The following is an 18525-nucleotide window of genomic DNA, read 5'->3' as shown; positions in this document are numbered from 1 at the left end:
AATTTTTATTTTTGTGCCGATACCTTTTGGGCCGCTTTTAAAAGCGGCCCTTTTTATTGCATTTAGTCCGGACAGATAAATATATTTTCCTTTATTTTATACCATAAAATGAACGGAAAATTATCACCCAAAAAATTTCTTAACCTTACCGGTTACCAATGGACATGCGTGCTATACTTGGCCGTGGCCATTTTTTGCTGGCAGCTAAAATATTTCAGGCATATTGATAATAATTACCTCATTTTCCGCGCCTCTTACTTTCACTTCAGGGATCATGTAAACCTGTACCTGCATTACCCAAAAGAGTATTACGACGTATATATATACGGCCCGGCATTTACCCTGCTCATAGCGCCCATGTCGCTGATGCCCGAAAGCTGGGGTTTCTTTTTTTGGGAAGTAGGTAATGCCGCCATGTTTTTGTGGGCCATCAACACCCTGCCATTTACTAACCGCACTAAAACTGCCATACTTTTATTATGTGCCATCGAGTTTGCCAACTCCAGCCATTATATGCAGTTCAACCCAACAATTGCAGCCCTTATTATACTGAGTTTTACCTTTGTTAAGCGCCTAAAAGAGCAATATGCAACGTTATTTACGGTATTTGGCACATTGATGAAGATTTACCCAATTGTGGGTTTGGCGTTTTTTGTGTTCTCTAAAAATAAGCTGAAATACATCATTTGTTCGTTTATATGGCTATTGGTTTTTCTTTGCCTGCCGGCCATTATTTCGGGCCCCGGTTTTTTGGTGCAAACCTATAAGGACTGGTTTGCCGCGCTAACCTCCAAAAACCTAACCAACCAGGACCTTACAACCGGGTTCGATTGGTGTTTGATGGGCGCGGTGAGGCGCTTATTTCAGGATAGTACCATACCAAACTGGCCGTTCCTGTTGGGTGGCGCGGCGGTACTTGGCGGGGCTTTATTAAGGTTTAAACAGTATGCCTCGCTAAAATTTCAATTACAAATCATGTGCTCGCTGTTGTTAATGGTAGTTATATTCAGTACAGCATCAGAGCATCCAACCTTTATTATAGCTACAGCCGGCGCGGTAATTTATATGATGATGCAGGAAAAACCTTTTACCCTCTTCAACATCACCATGTTGGTTTTACTGCTTGTAGTAACCGGCCTCGGCCCTTCAGATGCATTCCCGAAACCCGCCCGGGTGTGGATGCAGAACTACGCCATTAAAGCATATATCCCCACCATTATATGGTTTAAAATTGCCTGGGAACTGCTCTTTAAAGATTTTATCAATGATAAGCTACCCCTAAAACACGGCTACACTACCTCACCGTAACTACAATTCAATTCATAAATACTTTACTTACCCACAAACATGGTGTAAGCTTGCTTGTTCTGTAATTGTCCATCGCCACAAATCTGCCGAATAGCCAACATCAAAATTTTTGATTGATATTATTAAATATATTCAGGCAAATATGATATATTGATATAAATTTTGCATTGAATGTGTTATATTTTTTATAATTTACCAAAAAATAATTAATTATGATTGTTAAATCAGGCAGGTATAAACATTTTTTAACTACTGTTCAATTTTTCAGCTCATACTAAGTCAAATTTTATGTACAAAGCGCAACATTTCGAAAAATACAATTTAATTAACGGCGTATGGGACGAAATGCACAACGAAAAAAGCATTGTACGCGGCCATTATCAGAAAGTAATTGAATATTTGTCCAAAGAATCGCCCGATGATCTTAACAAAAAAGAAGAACTGGCAAAGCGCCTGTTCATGACACAGGGTATTACCTTTACTGTTTACAACAGTGGCGAGGGCATAGAAAAAATCTTCCCCTTTGATATTATACCCCGCATTATAACTTCGGACGAGTGGGCATTTGTAGAGCGCGGCATCAAACAAAGGCTTACCGCCCTTAACCTTTTTCTAAAAGATATTTACCACAACCAGTTTATTGTTAAAGATGGTGTAGTACCTATAGATATTATATACTCCTGCCCTCACTTTTTGCGCGAAATGTACCAGTTGAATGTGCCTTACGATGTGTACGTACATATTGCAGGTATTGATCTGATCCGCGATCACGACGGCACCTTTTACGTTCTGGAAGATAACCTGCGCACCCCATCGGGTGTAAGTTACATGCTGGAGAACCGCGAAATAACCAAACGCCTGTTCCCCGACCTGCTGCCCAACTGCGGTGTACGCAGCGTAACAGAATACCCGTCGATATTGTATAAAAACCTGTTATCGCTATCGCCCAGGCAGATCAGCAACCCAACCATTGTGCTGCTTAGCCCGGGCATTTATAATTCCGCTTATTTTGAGCATACCACACTCGCCCGTTTAATGGGTGTGGAGCTGGTAGAAGGGCGGGACCTGGTTGTAAATAATCACAAGGTTTACATGAAAACAACCACCGGCCTGCAGCAGGTAGATGTTATTTACCGCCGTGTGGATGATGACTTTTTAGACCCATTGGTATTTAATCCAAACAGCGTTTTAGGCGTAGCAGGGCTAATGGGCGCGTACCGCAAAGGCAACGTTGCCATTGTAAACGCCATAGGTAACGGTGTTGCCGATGATAAGGCCACCTATATCTACGTGCCGGATATGATCAAGTATTACCTTAACGAGGAGCCGATATTAAAGAACGTGCCCACGCATCGCCTGTCGGACCCTGATGAACGCGACTTTGTTTTTAAGAACATCAACAAAATGGTGGTTAAAAAAACAAACGAAAGCGGTGGCTACGGTATGCTAATGGGCCATGCATCAAACACGGAGGATATTGAAAAATACAAACTGGAGATACTGAAAGACCCGCGAAATTTCATTGCGCAGCCAACTATCAGCTTATCGGCAGCGCCATGTTATATAGGCGGCGTGCTACAGCCAAGGCGTATAGACCTTAGGCCATACGCCCTTTGCGGCCCGGATGGGATTGAGATTGTACCCGGCGGCCTAACCCGTGTAGCCCTAACAGAGGGCTCGCTGGTGGTGAACAGTTCGCAGGGCGGTGGCAGTAAAGATACATGGGTGCTTTATTAACAGAGTCAAGAAATTAGAATCAAGAAACAAGAGAATGATCACTCGGGCGAAACCCGAAACTGAAAACTCGAAATCCGAATAGGAATATATGTTAAGCAGGGTAGCAGCAAGTTTTTATTGGTTAAGCCGGTATATTGAGCGCAGCGACGGTATCTTAAGGATGCTGAAGACCAACTACGCCTCGTCTCAAGATTCGGTAGCGGGGTTTACCTGGGAGCCGGTGATCCGCATTTTTTCAGGGTCGGATGAAGATCTGATAACCAGGCTAAATAACGACAGCCGGGCGGTTTTAAAGTATATGGTGATAGATAAGGAAAATCCAAACTCTATTGTAAACCTGGTAACCCTGGCCCGCGAAAACGCCCGCAGCGTGCAGGAACACATCCCCAAGGACCTGTGGCAATGCCTTAACGAGTATTACCATACCGCAAAAGAGCCGCGCATTGTTAACGGCCTTAAAAAAGACGACCCTATTGGTGTTTTGGATGTATTGATAAAAGAAGTTATGCTGTACTATGGCACCGCCGAAATTACCATGGAGCGCGGCCAGGCACGCAGCTTTATGAATATTGGCAAGTATCTGGAACGGGCCATTCAATCAATAGATGTGTTAGATGTAAAGTTTGGCCCCATAAATACCAACCCCGATCTGCTGCTGGATATTACCTACTGGAAACACCTGCTATTATCCATTGGTGGGTATGAGCTTTACCAGAAAACATATCGCGACGGGCTGGAAGCTCATAATGTTATTGAGCAGGTGATCCTTAATAATGATTTCCCGCGTTCGGTTATCTACTCGGTAAACAATATTCAGCGTTATTTCGATAGGTTAAAGAATAACAGCAACGTGAATGACTACCGCGAGATCTCGTTTCAAATAGGCAAGCTGCAAAGTAATATCAAATATAGTTCGGTAAAAAGCATCAGCCAGATAGGCTTACATGAGTACCTCACAAGTTTGCGTGAGGACCTGTACCGCATAGGAAACTCGCTAAACGAATACTACTTCGCAAATTCATAATACAGATTTGAAAGTGATCACAATTTGAAAATACGCTGATTTGAAAATTTGAAGATGAAAAGACAAGCATCTTCAAATTCTCAAATCTTCAAATTAAAAATACCATGCCCGAATTTAAAATACAACATACCACCAAGTACATGTACGATGGCTTTGTTCGCGATAGTGCCAATAAAATTATCCTTTACCCTATTGTTGATATTTACCAGGATGTTTTAAATCACGACCTTACTATTAGCGGGCACCCGCAGGTAGATACTTATATAGATTATTATGGCAACGAGGTGGGCAGTTTTACCTACACCGAACCTCATAATTTAATGATCATTAATTCGCAATTATCTATCATCACCCATCCCCGCCCGTTGCCCCTCGATGATATGTTTTCGGCAGAGCAATGGAACCAGTTGTTTAACCTGCGTTATATAGTCCCTTACATCGATTTTTTAAAACAGGAATATTTTGAAGGCCTCAGTGAACTGCGCCCGGTGGTTGAAGCCGAACGCAAAGTGGAGGATACGCCCTACCATACCGCCCTTAAATTTTGCCGCTACGTTTATAAAAATTTTGATTACATAAAAGGCGTAACCACCGTGGAGACCACGCTTGATGAGATCTGGAAGATCCGCGCGGGGGTTTGCCAGGATTTTGCGCACCTTTTGATGGTAATGCTGCGTTTAGTTGGCATCCCCGCACGGTATGTTAGCGGCTACATTTGCCCCAATAAAGATGGCATGCGCGGCGAAGGCGCTACCCACGCCTGGGCCGAAGCTTACCTTCCCGGTTACGGCTGGCTGGGTATAGACCCCACCAACAACTGCGTGGCAAACGAAAATCATGTGCGCTTAGCCGTTGGCCGTAACTTTAGCGATTGCTCGCCGGTTAAGGGTGTTTACAAAGGCGCCGCAGGCCACAAGCTGGAGGTATCTGTATCTGTTGGGTACGAAGATGGCCAGATTCACGAAGAAAAAGATATATTTACCGTATCTAATCATCAACCCAAACCATCAACTACAGCATCGCGTAATAGTTATGCCAAGTACATGGAGATGATTCAACAGCAGCAACAACAATAGGAGACGCAAGATTATAGAGACAACGGATCAAAGAGTTTGTCTTGACTCTTGACTCTGGATTCTTATATCCTGATTCTATTTAAAAAATTATGACTTACTGTTTAGGAATTAAAGTTAAAGAAGGCCTAATTGCCCTTGCCGATACCCGCATAACATCGGGCACAGAAACTACCGTAAAAAAGAAACTTACCACAGTTGAAAAAGACGGTGGCTCGATGTTTATCATGACCAGCGGACTACGTTCTGTACGTGATAAAGCTGTTGTTTATTTCAACGAGGTTACAGAGACCCAAACTTACGATAAGCTTTACCAGGCCGTTAATGCCTTTGGCGAACAGGTGCGGCGCGTTGCAGAGGAAGACCGCGCCACGTTAGAAAAAGCGGGCTTTAAATTTGACCTGAATACCATTATTGGCGGCCAGCTAAAAGGCGATGACGAGCATAAATTATTCCTGCTTTACCCCGAGGGTAACTGGGTAGAACTTGGGCAGGGCGCGCCATTTGTTGCCATCGGTAATTCGGGCCACGGCAAGGCCATATTAAATCGTACTATAGACGAAGATTCTGGCATGCATTTAGCATTGAAGGCAGCGTTCCTCTCGTTCGATTCTACAAGGGTGAGCAGTAACAATGTGGATTTCCCGATAGATATTGCATTGTACAGGAAAGATACTTTTAAGTTAGTTGAGCAGCGGTACACCCAAAAAGACATGGCCAGCATATCGGCACAATGGGATGACGAGTTAAAGGCGGCGTTGCAGCATATATCGGGAGATTGGATGGAAAAAGCGTTTGCAAAATTACCCGGTGTAAAAGATGAAGTTTAAAGTTTCGGCTCAGTTAGGTTACGAGGTTAAAGCACCCAGCACGTTAATATTAAATGTACACGCGCTGCGCACCGCGCACCAAACCATACTGAACGAAAAATTATTGATAGAGCCTTACATTAAGGCCGAAGAACTGCCGGCTACCAATGGCGAAAACCGTTTTGTGCGACTGGATATTGAGAGAACAGGCCCCATAAGCATACAGTACGAAGCTACAGTTGACAATTATTTCGAGATTAAAAGCTACCGCGACTTCCGGGAAGTGCCCGTGAGCAAGTTCGATCCGGCAGTGCTTACCTATCTAAATCCAAGCCGTTATTGCCAGTCGGACAAGTTATACCGTTTGGCCAACAACACGTTCGGGCAAATAGAAAATACGTACAGGCAAGTAGTGGCGGTTACCGATTGGATCCACAAAAATGTAGAATACCTGAGCGGTTTCAGTAATTCCGAAACATCGGCTTACGATACAGTTACCCAACAAGCAGGCGTATGCCGCGATTTTGCGCATTTAGGTATAGCCCTTTGCCGGGCATTAACCATCCCCGCACGTTATTTCACGGGTTATGCCTACAGATTGATCCCTGCAGATTTCCACGCGTGCTTCGAAGCTTACATAGGCGGCGAATGGATCTTGTTTGACGCTACCAAACTTGCGCCCATGAACGGCCTGGTAAAAATAGCTACCGGGCGCGATGCCGCCGATGCCGCTATTGCCAGCATTTTTGGCGATGTGTACTGCAACTATGTAAAAGCCGATTGCCAGATGGCAGATGATGAGCCTTTTGAACCGATATATTATACTAAGTCCGTCTTTGACGGGGTTACGTATTTGTAGAAAATGATAAAAGCGGCGGCACGTGCGATTCCTTCCCCGGGGAAGGGGAGGTAGGGGTTTCTTCGTTTTCGGACGTACGGCAACCCCTCCCCGCCACCACACAGGCAAACCACACCCCTCCCCAAGGAGGGAATTACAAAACATTAAAAATCCTTCGACAGGTTCAGCTTGACGTTGGGGTTTGTTTGTGTGCCGCCACATTTCACATCAAACTTTCGCCTTCGGGTTATTCGCATTATCTTTGCTGCGCGATGTCAGAAAAAAAAGTAAGAGTCCGTTTTGCGCCAAGCCCTACAGGTGGTTTACACCTGGGTGGTGTGCGTACCGTTTTGTTTAATTACCTTTTTGCCAAAAAGCACAAAGGCGATTTTATACTCCGTATAGAAGATACCGATCAAACCCGCTATGTGGATGGCGCCGAGCAATATATTATAGATTGCCTTAAATGGTGCGGCATTACGCCGGATGAAAGCCCGGTGGTTGGCGGCCAATATGCCCCTTATCGCCAAAGCGAGCGCAAACCTATTTACCGCGAGTATGCTGAAAAACTGGTTGCACAAGGCTACGCCTATTACGCTTTTGATACCGCCGAAGAGTTGGATGCAAAACGTAAAGAAGTGCCAAATTTTCAATATGGCCTTGCAACCCGCGAGGGCTTGCGCAATTCGCTTACGCTGCCCCTGCATGAAACCGAGAAACTGTTACGCGAAGGTGTAAGGCATGTTATCCGCATAAAAATGCCGGATGACGAAACCGTAAGCTTTAACGATATGATACGCGGCCACGTTAGTTTTGATACTAACCAGGTTGACGATAAAGTGCTTTTAAAAGCTGATGGTATGCCAACATACCACTTAGCCGTAGTAGTTGATGATTACCTGATGAAGATAAGTCATGCCTTCCGTGGCGAAGAATGGCTGCCATCTGCACCGGTACACATCCTGCTTTGGGAGTACCTGGGCTGGAAAGCCGATATGCCGGAATGGGCACATTTGCCTTTAATATTAAAACCCGACGGTCATGGCAAACTGAGCAAGCGCGATGGCGCACGACTTGGTTTCCCGGTTTATGCCATGAACTGGCTGGATGCTAAAACAGGCGAACTAACACCCGGTTTCCGTGAGTTAGGCTTCCTGCCCGAAGCATTTTTAAACCTGCTTGCCATGCTGGGTTGGAACGATGGTACCGACCAGGAGATATTTTCGCTGGACGAAATGATAGAGAAATTCTCTATAGACCGTATCAGTAAGGCCGGCGCGAAGTTCGATTTTGAAAAGGCCAAGTGGTACAATGCCGAGTGGATAAAACGTACCGATGCCGAAAGCTTAAAGCTAAAGGTATGGGAGATATTGAAGGCTAAAGGTGTAGTTATAAAAGATGAGGCTTACCTTTTAAAGGTAATTGATGTAGTTAAAGAACGCTGCGTTTTATTGCCTGATTTTTACCAGCAAGCAGGGTACTTTTTCCAGCAACCTGCGGAGTACGACCTGAACGCGGTTAAACCGAAATGGACGGACGCTAAAACAGATTTCTTCAATGCGTTTATTACTATACTAAGTGCCGAACCCGTAGACGTGCATGAGCTGGAAACTAAATTTAAAGCCCTTGCCGAAGAAAAAGGCCTTAAGCCCGGCGATGTGATGCTACCGTTCCGCATTATGCTGGTAGGCGGCAAGTTTGGCCCGCATGTGTTTGATATAGCCAAATTATTAGGCGAAAGCGAAACGATAATAAGGATAGAAAAGGCTGTTGAGACCTTTACGGCGTAAAAGCCGAAAAAATACAAAACAGCAAAGGCGCATTCATAAATGCGCCTTTGCTGTTTTTAAATATGTCATTGCGAGCGATAGCGTGGCAATCTCGCCGCTCGCATATTAAACGCGACGAGATTGCCACGTCGCTACGCTCCTCGCAATGACATGATTTTTATTCGTTTTACAACTTCTTCCTCATCACATAATCATTCATCCAATACTGCCCAATGGGGATATCCTCTTCGTAAATTACTTGAAAGCCCATTCTCTCGTAGAAACTTTTGGCGTTATTATAACGGTTAACGTTAAGTTCTAACATTCGCTTGCCGGCTTCAAGGGCTTTATCAGCAACGGCATTTATCAGTATCTTGCCGTAGCCTTTGCCCTGTGTAGCAGGTAAACAATACAATTTATGCAGTTTGTAAATTTCTGCATCCTCCTGGCGCGGCGAATAAGCGGCAAACGCAACTGGCTGCCCGTCTTCCATCAGCAATAAAAATATTTGTTGCTTTTCTGAAATTTGCCTGCCTATCTTTTCGGCGGTGTATAATTCGCCAAGCATATAAGCCACCTGCTCTTTGCCTAATAACGGCTCGTAAGTAGGCCACCAGGTTTGTTCGGCTATCTGCAAAATGTCGTCAACATCGGCTACGGTTGCTTCCCTTATTAAGTACATAGGCCGTGTTTTAGTGGTTCTCTTCGGGGTCTACCGGGTAAGATGCGCTGCTTTGCCCCACACCAAAATATTCTTCAAGCTCGGTTAGGGTTGATGAACTGGTGGCAATATCTTTTATCACCACACCTTTCTCCATCAGCAAAATCCGGTCACAAACATCAGTTACATGGTTCAAATCATGGCTGGAAACAATTGTGGTAACGCCGCGCGATTTGTTCTGTTCTTTCAAAATATTCTTCAGCCTAAACTGCGTACTGGGGTCTATATTGGCAAAAGGCTCATCCAGCATCAGCAACTCCGGCTGCTGCAGCAGGCATGCCCCTACACCAACTTTGCACTGGTTACCCTTAGAGAGGTCGCGAATGTATTTACCCTTTTTAATGATCTCGCCGTTAAAAAACTCCGACATACCTGCAAGCTTTTCATCAACCTGGGCTTTATTTTGGTTGTGCAGGCCGCCTATAAAATACAGGTACTCTTCGGGGGTAAGGTAATCGATAAGGAAACCCTCGTCAAGGTAGGCCGCTGTATAATTTTTCCAGGCTTCGCTACCGGCAACGTTTACTCCATTAGATAGCACTTCGCCCTTATCGGCACGGATAAGGTCTAATATCATACGGAACAGTGTGGTTTTGCCCGCGCCGTTATTACCTACAAGGCCAATGCTTTCACCTTTGTTTATTTGCAAATGCGGCACATTTACTACAGTTACACCGTTGTAAACTTTTTTAAGGTCTTTTATCTCTATCATGATTATTTATTTCTAAAGCCTTCGGCTATTTGATATCTTTTAGTTTGAAAATCCTGCTCAAGTTTTTTTATCCAGAAGTCGCGGGTGATAATAAACACCACGCCAAGCAATGCCAATACAACAAGGGCAATGTTATCATACCCAAAATGCTTAAGCGGCCAGTATATTACGTAGGGGAATGCTATTAACGGGAACGACAATAATAATTGGCTCGCGCCTACGCCCTCCCAGTTAAATGATGCACCCTTGCTCAGGTCTATACGTTTATAATTGCGGTTGGCAAAGTAAAGTACAATGGTGGTGTTGATGCCCAGGTTCCATAGGTACATTACAAAGTGTATCAATACCGTTTTCCATCCAAAGTAAACGTAAGGAGTGGTAAGTATAAATGCCACTGTAGACACAATGGTAAATAGCAAATATTTAGCTTTTAAAAAATCTCTGAATTTTACCTTGCTTACCAGTATGCCATCAAAGTGGGAGGCTTGCCAGCTAAACATAAATTGCCCGTAGTTTATGATGAAGATGCCTGTCATAAACATCCCCACAAATATTTTAAAGCCTTCGCCCATTTGGGGGTTGGTATAAAATATAAGCCCGTAAAACATAAAGAATAAGCCCATAATAAGGGCCGATCTGGGGCGCTTGTTACGCAGTATCAGCTTCACCTCATTGGCAACAAGGTCGCCTACGTGCCCAAAACGGCCAAGGAAAGGAATCTCGGTGCTACTTTTGGCGTGCTCTTTTTTAGAGCTAAGCTCTTCGAGATACAAGTTGCCTTTTAAGTAATAAAAGTTAATGTAATACATGGCCACGGCAAGCAATAAAGGCAGCAACACCAGGTAAGGCTTTACCATGAGGTTACCAAAGAAAAGGTATGATATGGCTTTAAGCGAATACCAATGCCACAAGTAATCGCCGCAGGTAGCTAAGGCTAATATGCCGCCGGCTATTAAAAATATCCAGCCGTTTAGGTTGGCTTTACGCTTAATATACAGGGCCAGATAGTTATTAAATAACGCCAAGGCAATAATAGAAAACATAAAAGCCAACGCCACGCCCGACCCCGAATCGGGTAAAATAACTTTAATAATAAACGGCCCGAAAAGCACTATGGGCCATAAATTGAAAAAAGACAACAAAGCGGTTAAAGCAAGGTAACTTACCACGCTATTGCGCTTAACAGGCAGGTGCAGATAGGGTTGTACTTTAAGGGTTGGCAGCTCCTGTAATTGCATGCGCATGAGCAGGTCTGTAAGGAAGTAGACCAGGATAATACCGCAGAATGCCACCGTAAGATCTTCTGCAGGGAACATTTTGCCGAGTATAATATCCAGGAATATGCCAAAAGCAAGTACATATAAAAGCAGTATGAAGATCAGTACCCCCATAACTATTTTTATCGCAATGCTTTTACCCGTGTTTTTTGACCGCCAAAAAGATTTTAGTTCGTGACTAAAGAATGTTGATGTCATGTGTGTGAGGAAGTAAGTTTAAGCCAAATTAACCAGCGGTTAAGATACTAATATTTGTACCTGTCGCCCCAAAGTTTCTTCAGCTTTTCTTTTGATTCATTCTCACGCGCATTGTTACCGGGGTTATAAATTTTTGTACCGCGGATCTCTTCAGGCAGAAAATCGAGGTCGGCAAAGTTACCCTCAAAATTGTGGGCGTACTTATAGTTTTTACCGTAGCCAATGTTCTTCATTAGCTTAGTTGGCGCATTGCGTAAATGCAGCGGAACTGGCAAGTCGCCGGTTTCGCGTACCAAGGCAATAGCTGCGCCAATAGCCGTAGTTGCCGAATTGCTTTTGGGAGATGTTGCCAGGTAAATTACCGTTTGGCTCAGGATCAGCTGCGACTCGGGCATACCAATTTTATTTACCGATTCGAAGCAAGCTTGCGCCAGCAGCAATGCGTTAGGGTTGGCATTACCAATGTCCTCCGATGCCAGTATCAGCATCCTGCGGGCAATAAACAGCGGGTCTTCACCACCCACTATCATTCGTGCCAGCCAGTACACCGCGCCGTTAGGGTCGCTGCCGCGCATACTTTTAATGAATGCCGATATAATGTCGTAATGTTGCTCGCCGGTTTTATCATACAGTGCCATGTTTTGCTGCACATGTTCCAGCACAACATCGTTGGTCAGCACAATTTTTTTACTGTCGAAAGCGTTTACCAGCAGCTCAAAAATATTCAGCAGTTTACGTGCATCACCGCCGCTTAAACGCAACAAGGCTTCGTGCTCCTTTATAACGATGTTCTTTTCTTTCAGTACAACATCTTCTTTTTGAGCTTTTTCCAATAGGTCGAGCAAGTCTTGTTCTGCCAGGTGCTGTAGTATATAAACCTGGCACCGCGACAGCAATGCGGAGATCACCTCGAACGACGGGTTCTCTGTAGTGGCCCCAATAAGCGTAACAATGCCGCGCTCAACCGCGCCCAGTAATGAGTCCTGTTGGGATTTGGAGAAGCGGTGGATCTCATCTATAAACAATATCGGTAGTACTTCGCCCTGCTCTTTTAGTAAAGATGCTTTTTCTATCACCTCGCGCACATCCTTTACGCCCGAGTTAATGGCACTTAAAGAAAAGAAAGGGCGATACAGCGACTGCGAAATGATATATGCCAGCGTAGTTTTACCTACCCCCGGCGGCCCCCAAAACAACATGGAAGGCAGCGTGCCACTTTCAATAGCCTTGCGTAAAACCGCGCCTGGGCCGACAAGATGTTTCTGTCCCACATAATCATCAAGTGATTTTGGGCGCATGCGTTCGGCTAATGGCGGCAGGTTATTCATATGGTAAAATTCTGAAATAGAAACGCTAAATCCTAAGAAATTTAGTAAGTTTATATAACAATTATATGCCGCAACAGTTTACACAAGCCACCTATCATTCCATTTGCGACAAGCTTGCCACAATGGATACCGACTTCGCCGACGTTATAAAACTATATGGTTATCCGCCATTTTGGTCGAGGCCTAATACGTATGAGAGTTTGGTTCATATTATCCTGGAGCAACAGGTGTCTTTGGCGTCGGCACTATCGGCCCTGAATAAGTTATGCGAACGGGTAGGCAAAATTACACCCGCCCATGTTTTGTTACTAACCGATGCCGAAATGCGCGAGTGCTATTGCAGCCGCCAAAAAACGGACTATATCCGTTACCTGGCAGAGGCCATTATTAGCGGGCAAATAAACCTCGAAGCGTTTGAGCAGATGGAAGATGAAGACATCCGCAGGCAATTAACCGCCCTAAAAGGGATTGGCAACTGGACGGTGGATGTGTACGTGATGTTCGCGCTGCACCATACAGACGTTCTTCCCATCGGCGACCTGGCAATAGTTAACGCCATCAAACGCTTAAAAGGACTGCCCAAAGAAACCACTAAAGAGGAGTTGGCTTTGGTAGCCGAACAATGGAAGCCATATAGAACTGTGGCGAGTATGTTGTTGTGGCATTATTATTTGGCCTCACCCAAGCCCTCAACAAAGGGGAGGGCTTAAAATACGATTGTCAATATGGAGCTAAGACTTATACGGTTTGCAAATGGTTCGACAGGCTTATCATGACAAATTTAGCTTTTATAACTGCCCGGTTTACTCACCCCGCGGCACTTCGTGCGCGATCCTCTCTGCTTCGCAAAGAGGGTTAAAAAAAATCAAATAAATCCCTCTTTCCGCTTGCGGAGAGAGGGTGGTTGAGCGAAGCAATGACCGGGTGAGTAAATTCGCAAACAAGAAAGCCCGCCTGAAAATCAAGCGGGCTTTTAGAACCCTCTCTTTAGAAGAGGGCAGGGTGAGGTGCTCTATACGTTAAACAACCCGTTCCGCTCCTGCTCCTGGTAGTTTTGTACCGTTTCAATGGCGTTATCTACCACGTCGCTTAGGGCGGTAATAAAGGTGCCAGGTTTGGCAAGGCTCATGGCGTGTTTAATGGCGTCTATTTCCTTGGGCACTATCTCGAATGGTTTGTTAGTGTCAACGGATTTTATACCGCTGATAAGAAGATCGAGAATATTTTCGGCAGTGCGGCCGCGGAGGTGTTTCTCCTGGCGCAGAATGATGTAATCGAACATCTCACCGGCAATCTTGCCAATTTCCTGGATGTCTTCGTCGCGCCTGTCGCCCGTACCGGCAATGATACCGATTTTTAGCGGCGAATCAACGTGGCTCAGGAAAGTTTTAATTCCGTTGTATCCATCCGGGTTGTGCGCAAAGTCTATCATGAAACGGAAATCCTTAAATTCAAAGATGTTCATCCTGCCCGGCGTTTGCGCGGCAGATGGGATAAAGGTTTCTAATGAGATCTTGATATCCTCGGTTTTAAAGCCATGCAGGTAGGTAGCCAATGTGGCGGCCATTACGTTATCTATCATGAACGGCACGGTTCCCCCAAACGTTAGCGGGATAAGGATGGTGCGCTGTACACGGATCTTCCAGTCGCCTTTAATGATGGTGACAAAGCCATTTTCGTGCACACAGGCAATACCGCCTTTTTTACAGTGCGATACTATTACAGGGTTATTCTCATCTTGGCTAAAGTAGGCAACATTACAGTCGGCTTTTTTACCTACTTGTACACAGTATTTATTATCTGCATTCAGTACCGCCCACCCATCTTTTTTTACCGAGTTAATGACTACACTTTTAACGCGGGTAAGATCTTCCAAGGTGTGTATGTCTGATAGGCCGAGATGGTCTTCCTGGATATTGGTGATCACGCCAATATCGCACTTGCTAAAGCCAAGTCCCGAGCGCAGTATACCGCCGCGGGCGGTTTCTAATACGGCAAAATCAACGGTAGGGTCTTTCAGTATAAACTCGCTGCTTACCGGGCCTGTGGTATCGCCCTTTAACATCATTGTATTTTGTACATAAATACCATCGCTTGTTGTAAAACCCACACGGTGCCCGTTGTTTTTTACAATGTGCGCTATTAAGCGCGTAGTAGTGGTTTTACCGTTGGTACCTGTTATGGCAATAATAGGTATACGTGCCGATTTACCCGGCGGATAAAGCATATCTATCACATGCCCGGCTACGTTGCGTGCCAAGCCTTCGCTTGGTGCTATGTGCATCCTAAAGCCCGGTGCGGCGTTTACTTCCAGCACTACGCCGCCATTTTCGGTAAGCGGCTCGGTAAGGTTTTGCGCCATAATGTCAATTCCGCAAATATCCAGGCCAATGATCTTGGAGATGCGTTCGCAAATAAAGATATTTTGCGGATGCACATGGTCGGTAACATCAACCGATGTACCGCCGGTGCTTAAGTTAGCTGTAGATTTTACAAAAACCTTTTCGCCCTTTTCGGGCACGGTTTCTAATGTATAGCCCTTCTTTTCCAGCAGGTCTAAAGTATCCCGGTCAACATCTATCAGGGTCAAAACATTTTCGTGTCCGTAACCTCGGCGAGGGTCGGTGTTTGCTTTGTCTATCAGTTGCTGAATGTTCAGTTCGCCATCGCCAATAACGTGTGCCGGGTCGCGCAGTGCAGCGGCTACCATTTTATTATCAATTACCAGCACCCTAAAATCGTACCCGGTAACGTACCGTTCCACAATAACCCGGCGCGAAATTTTGGCGGCATGCTCATAGGCTGCAATGGCATCTTCGGTAGTGTTAATGTTGATGCTGATGCCACGGCCGTGGTTGCCATCAAGCGGTTTAAATACCAGCGGGAAGCCAATACGGTCAATAGCTTCTATCACCTGTTCAGTTTTGCTGATGGTCATGCCCTTGGCAACCGGGATGGCCTGCTCCTGCAAAAGGCGTTTGGTTTCGTCTTTATTGCTGGCAATGTCAACCGCAATGCTGCTGGTTTTCTCCGTCATTGTAGCGCGGAAACGTACCTGGTTTTTACCATAGCCCAGCTGCACTAAAGATTGGTTGTTTAACCTTATCCACGGTATTTTACGGGAAATCGCTTCCTCAACTATCGACCCCGTGCTTGGGCCAAGGCGCGTGTTCTCCCTAATTTCGCGCATGGTTTGTATATCCTTTTCCAGGTCGTAGTCCGTACCGTCTATCAAAGCCTGCACAATTTTCACAGCGCTTTCGGCAGCAAAAACACCAACCTTTTCTTCCACATAAGCAAATACCACGTTATAAGTGCCCGGCGTTTTGGTTTCGCGGGTGCGGCCAAAGCCAGTATCCATCCCCGCAAGGGTTTGTATCTCTAAGGCAACATGTTCAATAATGTGTCCCATCCAGGTGCCGGCAATAACTCGCTCAAAAAAGCCGCCCGGCACACCCGGCGAGCAACGATGGTTATACAGGCTTGGTATAAGCGCTTTCATACGCTCGTAAAAACCATCAATAGTATTTGATGGGTGTTCCTCCATTTCCTGCAGGTTTAACCGCATTTGTATCAATTTTTTGCGGCTAATGCTCCAGATGTTAGGGCCACGCAATACCTGTATATTTTCAATCTTCATATATGCTCCAAAAATGGGTAGGGAATTTCTTTTTAAATCTAAAGAACTTATCAATCTAATAAAATGTTTCGGCCAAAAAATGCAGTTTTATTAATTAAAGCATTCGTTTTTAACCAATTTTATTTTAATTTGTATAAATTGATATAAAGATTATGGATGCCCCTAAAGGAAAATTAGTAATTATTGGTGGTGCTGTGGATATGGGCAGTAATGTTAGCGTACTTGAGAATATTTTGCAGCCTAACTATATCAAATTTTTTGAAAAAGGGATTCTAAGGCGCATTATTAACGAGTCGGCCAGGCACGAAGGCTCTATTGTTGAGGTGATCGTAACCGCATCGCAAATACCAGAGCTTGTTGGTAACGAGTACATTAAGGCTTTTAACCAGCTAAACGTTACGCATGTAAACGTATTAGACATCAGGAGCCGTGAGGATGCTGCTAATCCCGAATATCTGGAGCGCATTGGCAAAGCCGATGTGGTTATGTTTAGCGGCGGCGACCAACTGCGTTTAACCGCGATTTTCGGCGGCACACAATTTTTACAGATATTAAAACAGCGTTATCAGAACGAAAATTTTGTAATAGCGGGCACATCTGCAGGAGCGGCGGCGGCATCAACCCACATGATCTATCGCGGGCAAAGCAACGAGGCGCTTATAAAAGGCGAGGTACAAATAACCGCCGGGCTGGGCTTTATAGATTCGGTTATTGTTGATACCCACTTTGTGCAACGCGGCCGCATTGGCCGTTTATTGTACGCGGTTGCTACCAACCCCGGCATACTGGGCATTGGCCTTGGCGAAGATGCCGGCCTGCTGATTACCGAAGGCTCGATGATGGAGGCCATAGGATCGGGATTAATAATGCTGGTTGATGGCAAGAATATTGTAGAGACCAATGTATATGACGTAGAAATAGGCGACCCTGTTTCTATAGAAAATTTAAAGGTGAATGTAATGTCGATATTTGATAAATACGACTTGTTGCAGCACCGCATGATCATTAAAAAAGCGGTTAAGGTTGAAGAGGACGTTTATATTGGCGTTCAGGATGGGGAAAGCAAAAGCGATCTATTACAATGAAGTTGATCATACACGGCGGGTTCTTTAGCGAATCGGACACAAACCAGGAGGTAAAAAAAGCCAAGCAGGATGCTTTGCGCGAAATTGTTACCCTTGGCCATAAATACCTGGAGAACCACACAGCGGCCCAAACCGTGGTTTATGCCGTACGCTTACTGGAAGATTGCGACCTTTTTAACGCTGGTACCGGCTCACAGATCCAAAGTGATGGCAAGATAAGGTTAAGCGCTTCGCTTATGGACGGCAAAACCCAAAAGTTTAGCGGTGTAATTAATATAGAGGATATTAAAAACCCCATCTGCGTAGCCGAAAAGTTGATGGAGTACGACGACCGAGTATTGAGCGGCCGGGGGGCAAATAACTTTGCCACCGAGAATGGCTTTACCTATTACAATCCCGAAATACCCCAGCGCCGTAAAGAATACGAGAAAAAACTAAGTGACTCTATCCGCCTGGGCACGGTTGGCTGTGTGGCGCTTGACATTTATGGCGACATCGCGGCAGCAACTTCTACCGGCGGTAAAGGTTTTGAGATCCCGGGCCGTGTTAGCGACTCGGCTACAACAGCAGGCAACTACGCCAATGCGTTCGCGGGTATTTCCTGTACGGGTGTGGGCGAAGATATTACCAGCGCGGCTGTTGCTTCTAAAATTGTTACCCGCGTAACCGACGGGATGCCCCTACCCGTCGCTACAGAAAAAACGCTCGACGAAATGAAACCTTACGACGGCTTTGCAGGCATCATTGGCATAACCAACACAGGCGACATTTACCATGCCGATACCCATCCCTACATGGTATGGGCCCTGCATGATGGGGATGTGGAGGTGTTTGAATAATAGAATGCTCTATAATAATTACCACCCGGTATAATATTTAACTACGTTTTCCGTTTCGATTTCGGATTGTATAACCCTGTAAATCAAAGCTATTTATACCCATTTTAAGGTATTGTAAATCAGAAAACTAATTTTTATATTTGCATACCAGTTAAAATAATTAACTT

Annotated in this window: 15 protein-coding genes; 10 read left to right on the top strand and 5 right to left on the bottom strand. The window is 45.0% G+C overall.

The window, feature by feature from the left end; translation table 11 throughout:
* Window positions 1–108: 108 nt before the first annotated feature.
* From ACFQZI_RS17505 to gltX, 7 genes are all read left to right on the top strand, one after another.
* On the top strand, window positions 109–1308 hold the full coding sequence (locus ACFQZI_RS17505; RefSeq protein WP_377144785.1) for a glycosyltransferase family 87 protein: 1200 nt from the start codon (window positions 109–111) through the stop codon (window positions 1306–1308).
* A gap of 288 nt (window positions 1309–1596) precedes the next feature.
* A complete protein-coding gene (locus ACFQZI_RS17500) occupies window positions 1597–3045 on the top strand; it encodes a circularly permuted type 2 ATP-grasp protein (RefSeq protein ID WP_377144784.1) in 1449 nt (482 codons plus the stop codon).
* 88 nt (window positions 3046–3133) lie between these two features.
* Entirely contained in the window at window positions 3134–4069 is a 936-nt protein-coding gene (locus ACFQZI_RS17495) for an alpha-E domain-containing protein (RefSeq protein WP_377144782.1), read from the top strand.
* A gap of 104 nt (window positions 4070–4173) precedes the next feature.
* The gene (locus ACFQZI_RS17490) at window positions 4174–5145 is read left to right on the top strand and encodes a transglutaminase family protein (protein WP_377144780.1); all 972 of its coding nucleotides are present in this window, start codon (window positions 4174–4176) and stop codon (window positions 5143–5145) included.
* An 89-nt stretch (window positions 5146–5234) separates the two neighbouring features.
* Window positions 5235–5972 carry a peptidase gene (locus tag ACFQZI_RS17485; protein WP_377144779.1) on the top strand — a complete coding sequence of 246 codons (738 nt, stop codon included), beginning with the start codon at window positions 5235–5237 and terminating at the stop codon, window positions 5970–5972.
* Window positions 5962–6810, top strand: a complete 849-nt coding sequence (locus tag ACFQZI_RS17480) for a transglutaminase-like domain-containing protein (protein WP_377144777.1) — start codon at window positions 5962–5964, stop codon at window positions 6808–6810. Before ACFQZI_RS17485 ends, ACFQZI_RS17480 begins: the two co-directional genes overlap by 11 nt.
* Window positions 6811–7061: 251 nt before the next feature.
* Window positions 7062–8579 (top strand): glutamate--tRNA ligase, encoded by a 1518-nt coding sequence (gene gltX / locus ACFQZI_RS17475; RefSeq protein ID WP_377144776.1) that lies wholly within the window; start codon window positions 7062–7064, stop codon window positions 8577–8579.
* Window positions 8580–8745: 166 nt separating this feature from the next.
* On the opposite strand, the gene ACFQZI_RS17470 is transcribed toward gltX, so the two are convergent.
* Genes ACFQZI_RS17470 through ACFQZI_RS17455 form a run of 4 tightly spaced genes read right to left on the bottom strand, consistent with a single transcriptional unit; the run spans window position 8746 to window position 12794 of the window.
* Window positions 8746–9240 (bottom strand): GNAT family N-acetyltransferase, encoded by a 495-nt coding sequence (locus tag ACFQZI_RS17470; RefSeq protein WP_377144774.1) that lies wholly within the window; start codon window positions 9238–9240, stop codon window positions 8746–8748.
* Between the two features lie 10 nt (window positions 9241–9250).
* Complete coding sequence (locus tag ACFQZI_RS17465; RefSeq protein WP_377144772.1) at window positions 9251–9991, bottom strand: ABC transporter ATP-binding protein; 741 nt, start codon at window positions 9989–9991, stop codon at window positions 9251–9253.
* Window positions 9992–9993: 2 nt separating this feature from the next.
* Window positions 9994–11466: a DUF5687 family protein gene (locus tag ACFQZI_RS17460; RefSeq protein WP_377144770.1), complete on the bottom strand. Its 1473-nt coding sequence runs from the start codon at window positions 11464–11466 to the stop codon at window positions 9994–9996.
* A 47-nt stretch (window positions 11467–11513) separates the two neighbouring features.
* Window positions 11514–12794 carry a replication-associated recombination protein A gene (locus ACFQZI_RS17455; protein ID WP_377144768.1) on the bottom strand — a complete coding sequence of 427 codons (1281 nt, stop codon included), beginning with the start codon at window positions 12792–12794 and terminating at the stop codon, window positions 11514–11516.
* Window positions 12795–12859: 65 nt separating this feature from the next.
* Here ACFQZI_RS17455 and ACFQZI_RS17450 point away from each other — a divergent pair, with 65 nt between their 5' ends.
* Entirely contained in the window at window positions 12860–13504 is a 645-nt protein-coding gene (locus ACFQZI_RS17450) for a DNA-3-methyladenine glycosylase family protein (protein ID WP_377144767.1), read from the top strand.
* 302 nt (window positions 13505–13806) lie between these two features.
* Here ACFQZI_RS17450 and cphA read toward each other — a convergent pair whose 3' ends face one another.
* A complete protein-coding gene (gene cphA / locus ACFQZI_RS17445) occupies window positions 13807–16434 on the bottom strand; it encodes a cyanophycin synthetase (RefSeq protein ID WP_377144766.1) in 2628 nt (875 codons plus the stop codon).
* A 152-nt stretch (window positions 16435–16586) separates the two neighbouring features.
* Here cphA and ACFQZI_RS17440 point away from each other — a divergent pair, with 152 nt between their 5' ends.
* The gene (locus tag ACFQZI_RS17440) at window positions 16587–17519 is read left to right on the top strand and encodes a cyanophycinase (RefSeq protein ID WP_377144765.1); all 933 of its coding nucleotides are present in this window, start codon (window positions 16587–16589) and stop codon (window positions 17517–17519) included.
* A complete protein-coding gene (locus ACFQZI_RS17435; protein ID WP_377144764.1) occupies window positions 17516–18358 on the top strand; it encodes an isoaspartyl peptidase/L-asparaginase in 843 nt (280 codons plus the stop codon). The genes ACFQZI_RS17440 and ACFQZI_RS17435 overlap by 4 nt, the downstream gene beginning before the upstream one ends.
* The last annotated feature ends 167 nt before the right edge of the window (window positions 18359–18525 follow it).

Source organism: Mucilaginibacter lutimaris (genome assembly GCF_042676625.1).
GTDB classification, from domain to species: domain Bacteria; phylum Bacteroidota; class Bacteroidia; order Sphingobacteriales; family Sphingobacteriaceae; genus Mucilaginibacter; species Mucilaginibacter lutimaris.
The sequence above is the reverse complement of the archived record's forward strand: the minus strand, read 5'-3'. Positions and strand labels throughout refer to the sequence as shown.

Excerpts from the sequence above, each read along its gene's own strand:
- ACFQZI_RS17465 (WP_377144772.1), bottom strand. The coding sequence starts at position 9,991 with ATGATAGAGATAAAAGACCTTAAAAAAGTTTACAACGGTGTAACTGTA.
- ACFQZI_RS17490 (WP_377144780.1), top strand. The coding sequence starts at position 4,174 with ATGCCCGAATTTAAAATACAACATACCACCAAGTACATGTACGATGGC.
- ACFQZI_RS17500 (WP_377144784.1), top strand. The coding sequence starts at position 1,597 with ATGTACAAAGCGCAACATTTCGAAAAATACAATTTAATTAACGGCGTA.
- ACFQZI_RS17440 (WP_377144765.1), top strand. The coding sequence starts at position 16,587 with ATGGATGCCCCTAAAGGAAAATTAGTAATTATTGGTGGTGCTGTGGAT.
- gltX (WP_377144776.1), top strand. The coding sequence starts at position 7,062 with ATGTCAGAAAAAAAAGTAAGAGTCCGTTTTGCGCCAAGCCCTACAGGT.
- ACFQZI_RS17460 (WP_377144770.1), bottom strand. The coding sequence starts at position 11,466 with ATGACATCAACATTCTTTAGTCACGAACTAAAATCTTTTTGGCGGTCA.
- ACFQZI_RS17505 (WP_377144785.1), top strand. The coding sequence starts at position 109 with ATGAACGGAAAATTATCACCCAAAAAATTTCTTAACCTTACCGGTTAC.
- ACFQZI_RS17485 (WP_377144779.1), top strand. The coding sequence starts at position 5,235 with ATGACTTACTGTTTAGGAATTAAAGTTAAAGAAGGCCTAATTGCCCTT.
- ACFQZI_RS17495 (WP_377144782.1), top strand. The coding sequence starts at position 3,134 with ATGTTAAGCAGGGTAGCAGCAAGTTTTTATTGGTTAAGCCGGTATATT.
- ACFQZI_RS17450 (WP_377144767.1), top strand. The coding sequence starts at position 12,860 with ATGCCGCAACAGTTTACACAAGCCACCTATCATTCCATTTGCGACAAG.
- ACFQZI_RS17480 (WP_377144777.1), top strand. The coding sequence starts at position 5,962 with ATGAAGTTTAAAGTTTCGGCTCAGTTAGGTTACGAGGTTAAAGCACCC.
- ACFQZI_RS17435 (WP_377144764.1), top strand. The coding sequence starts at position 17,516 with ATGAAGTTGATCATACACGGCGGGTTCTTTAGCGAATCGGACACAAAC.
- ACFQZI_RS17470 (WP_377144774.1), bottom strand. The coding sequence starts at position 9,240 with ATGTACTTAATAAGGGAAGCAACCGTAGCCGATGTTGACGACATTTTG.
- cphA (WP_377144766.1), bottom strand. The coding sequence starts at position 16,434 with ATGAAGATTGAAAATATACAGGTATTGCGTGGCCCTAACATCTGGAGC.
- ACFQZI_RS17455 (WP_377144768.1), bottom strand. The coding sequence starts at position 12,794 with ATGAATAACCTGCCGCCATTAGCCGAACGCATGCGCCCAAAATCACTT.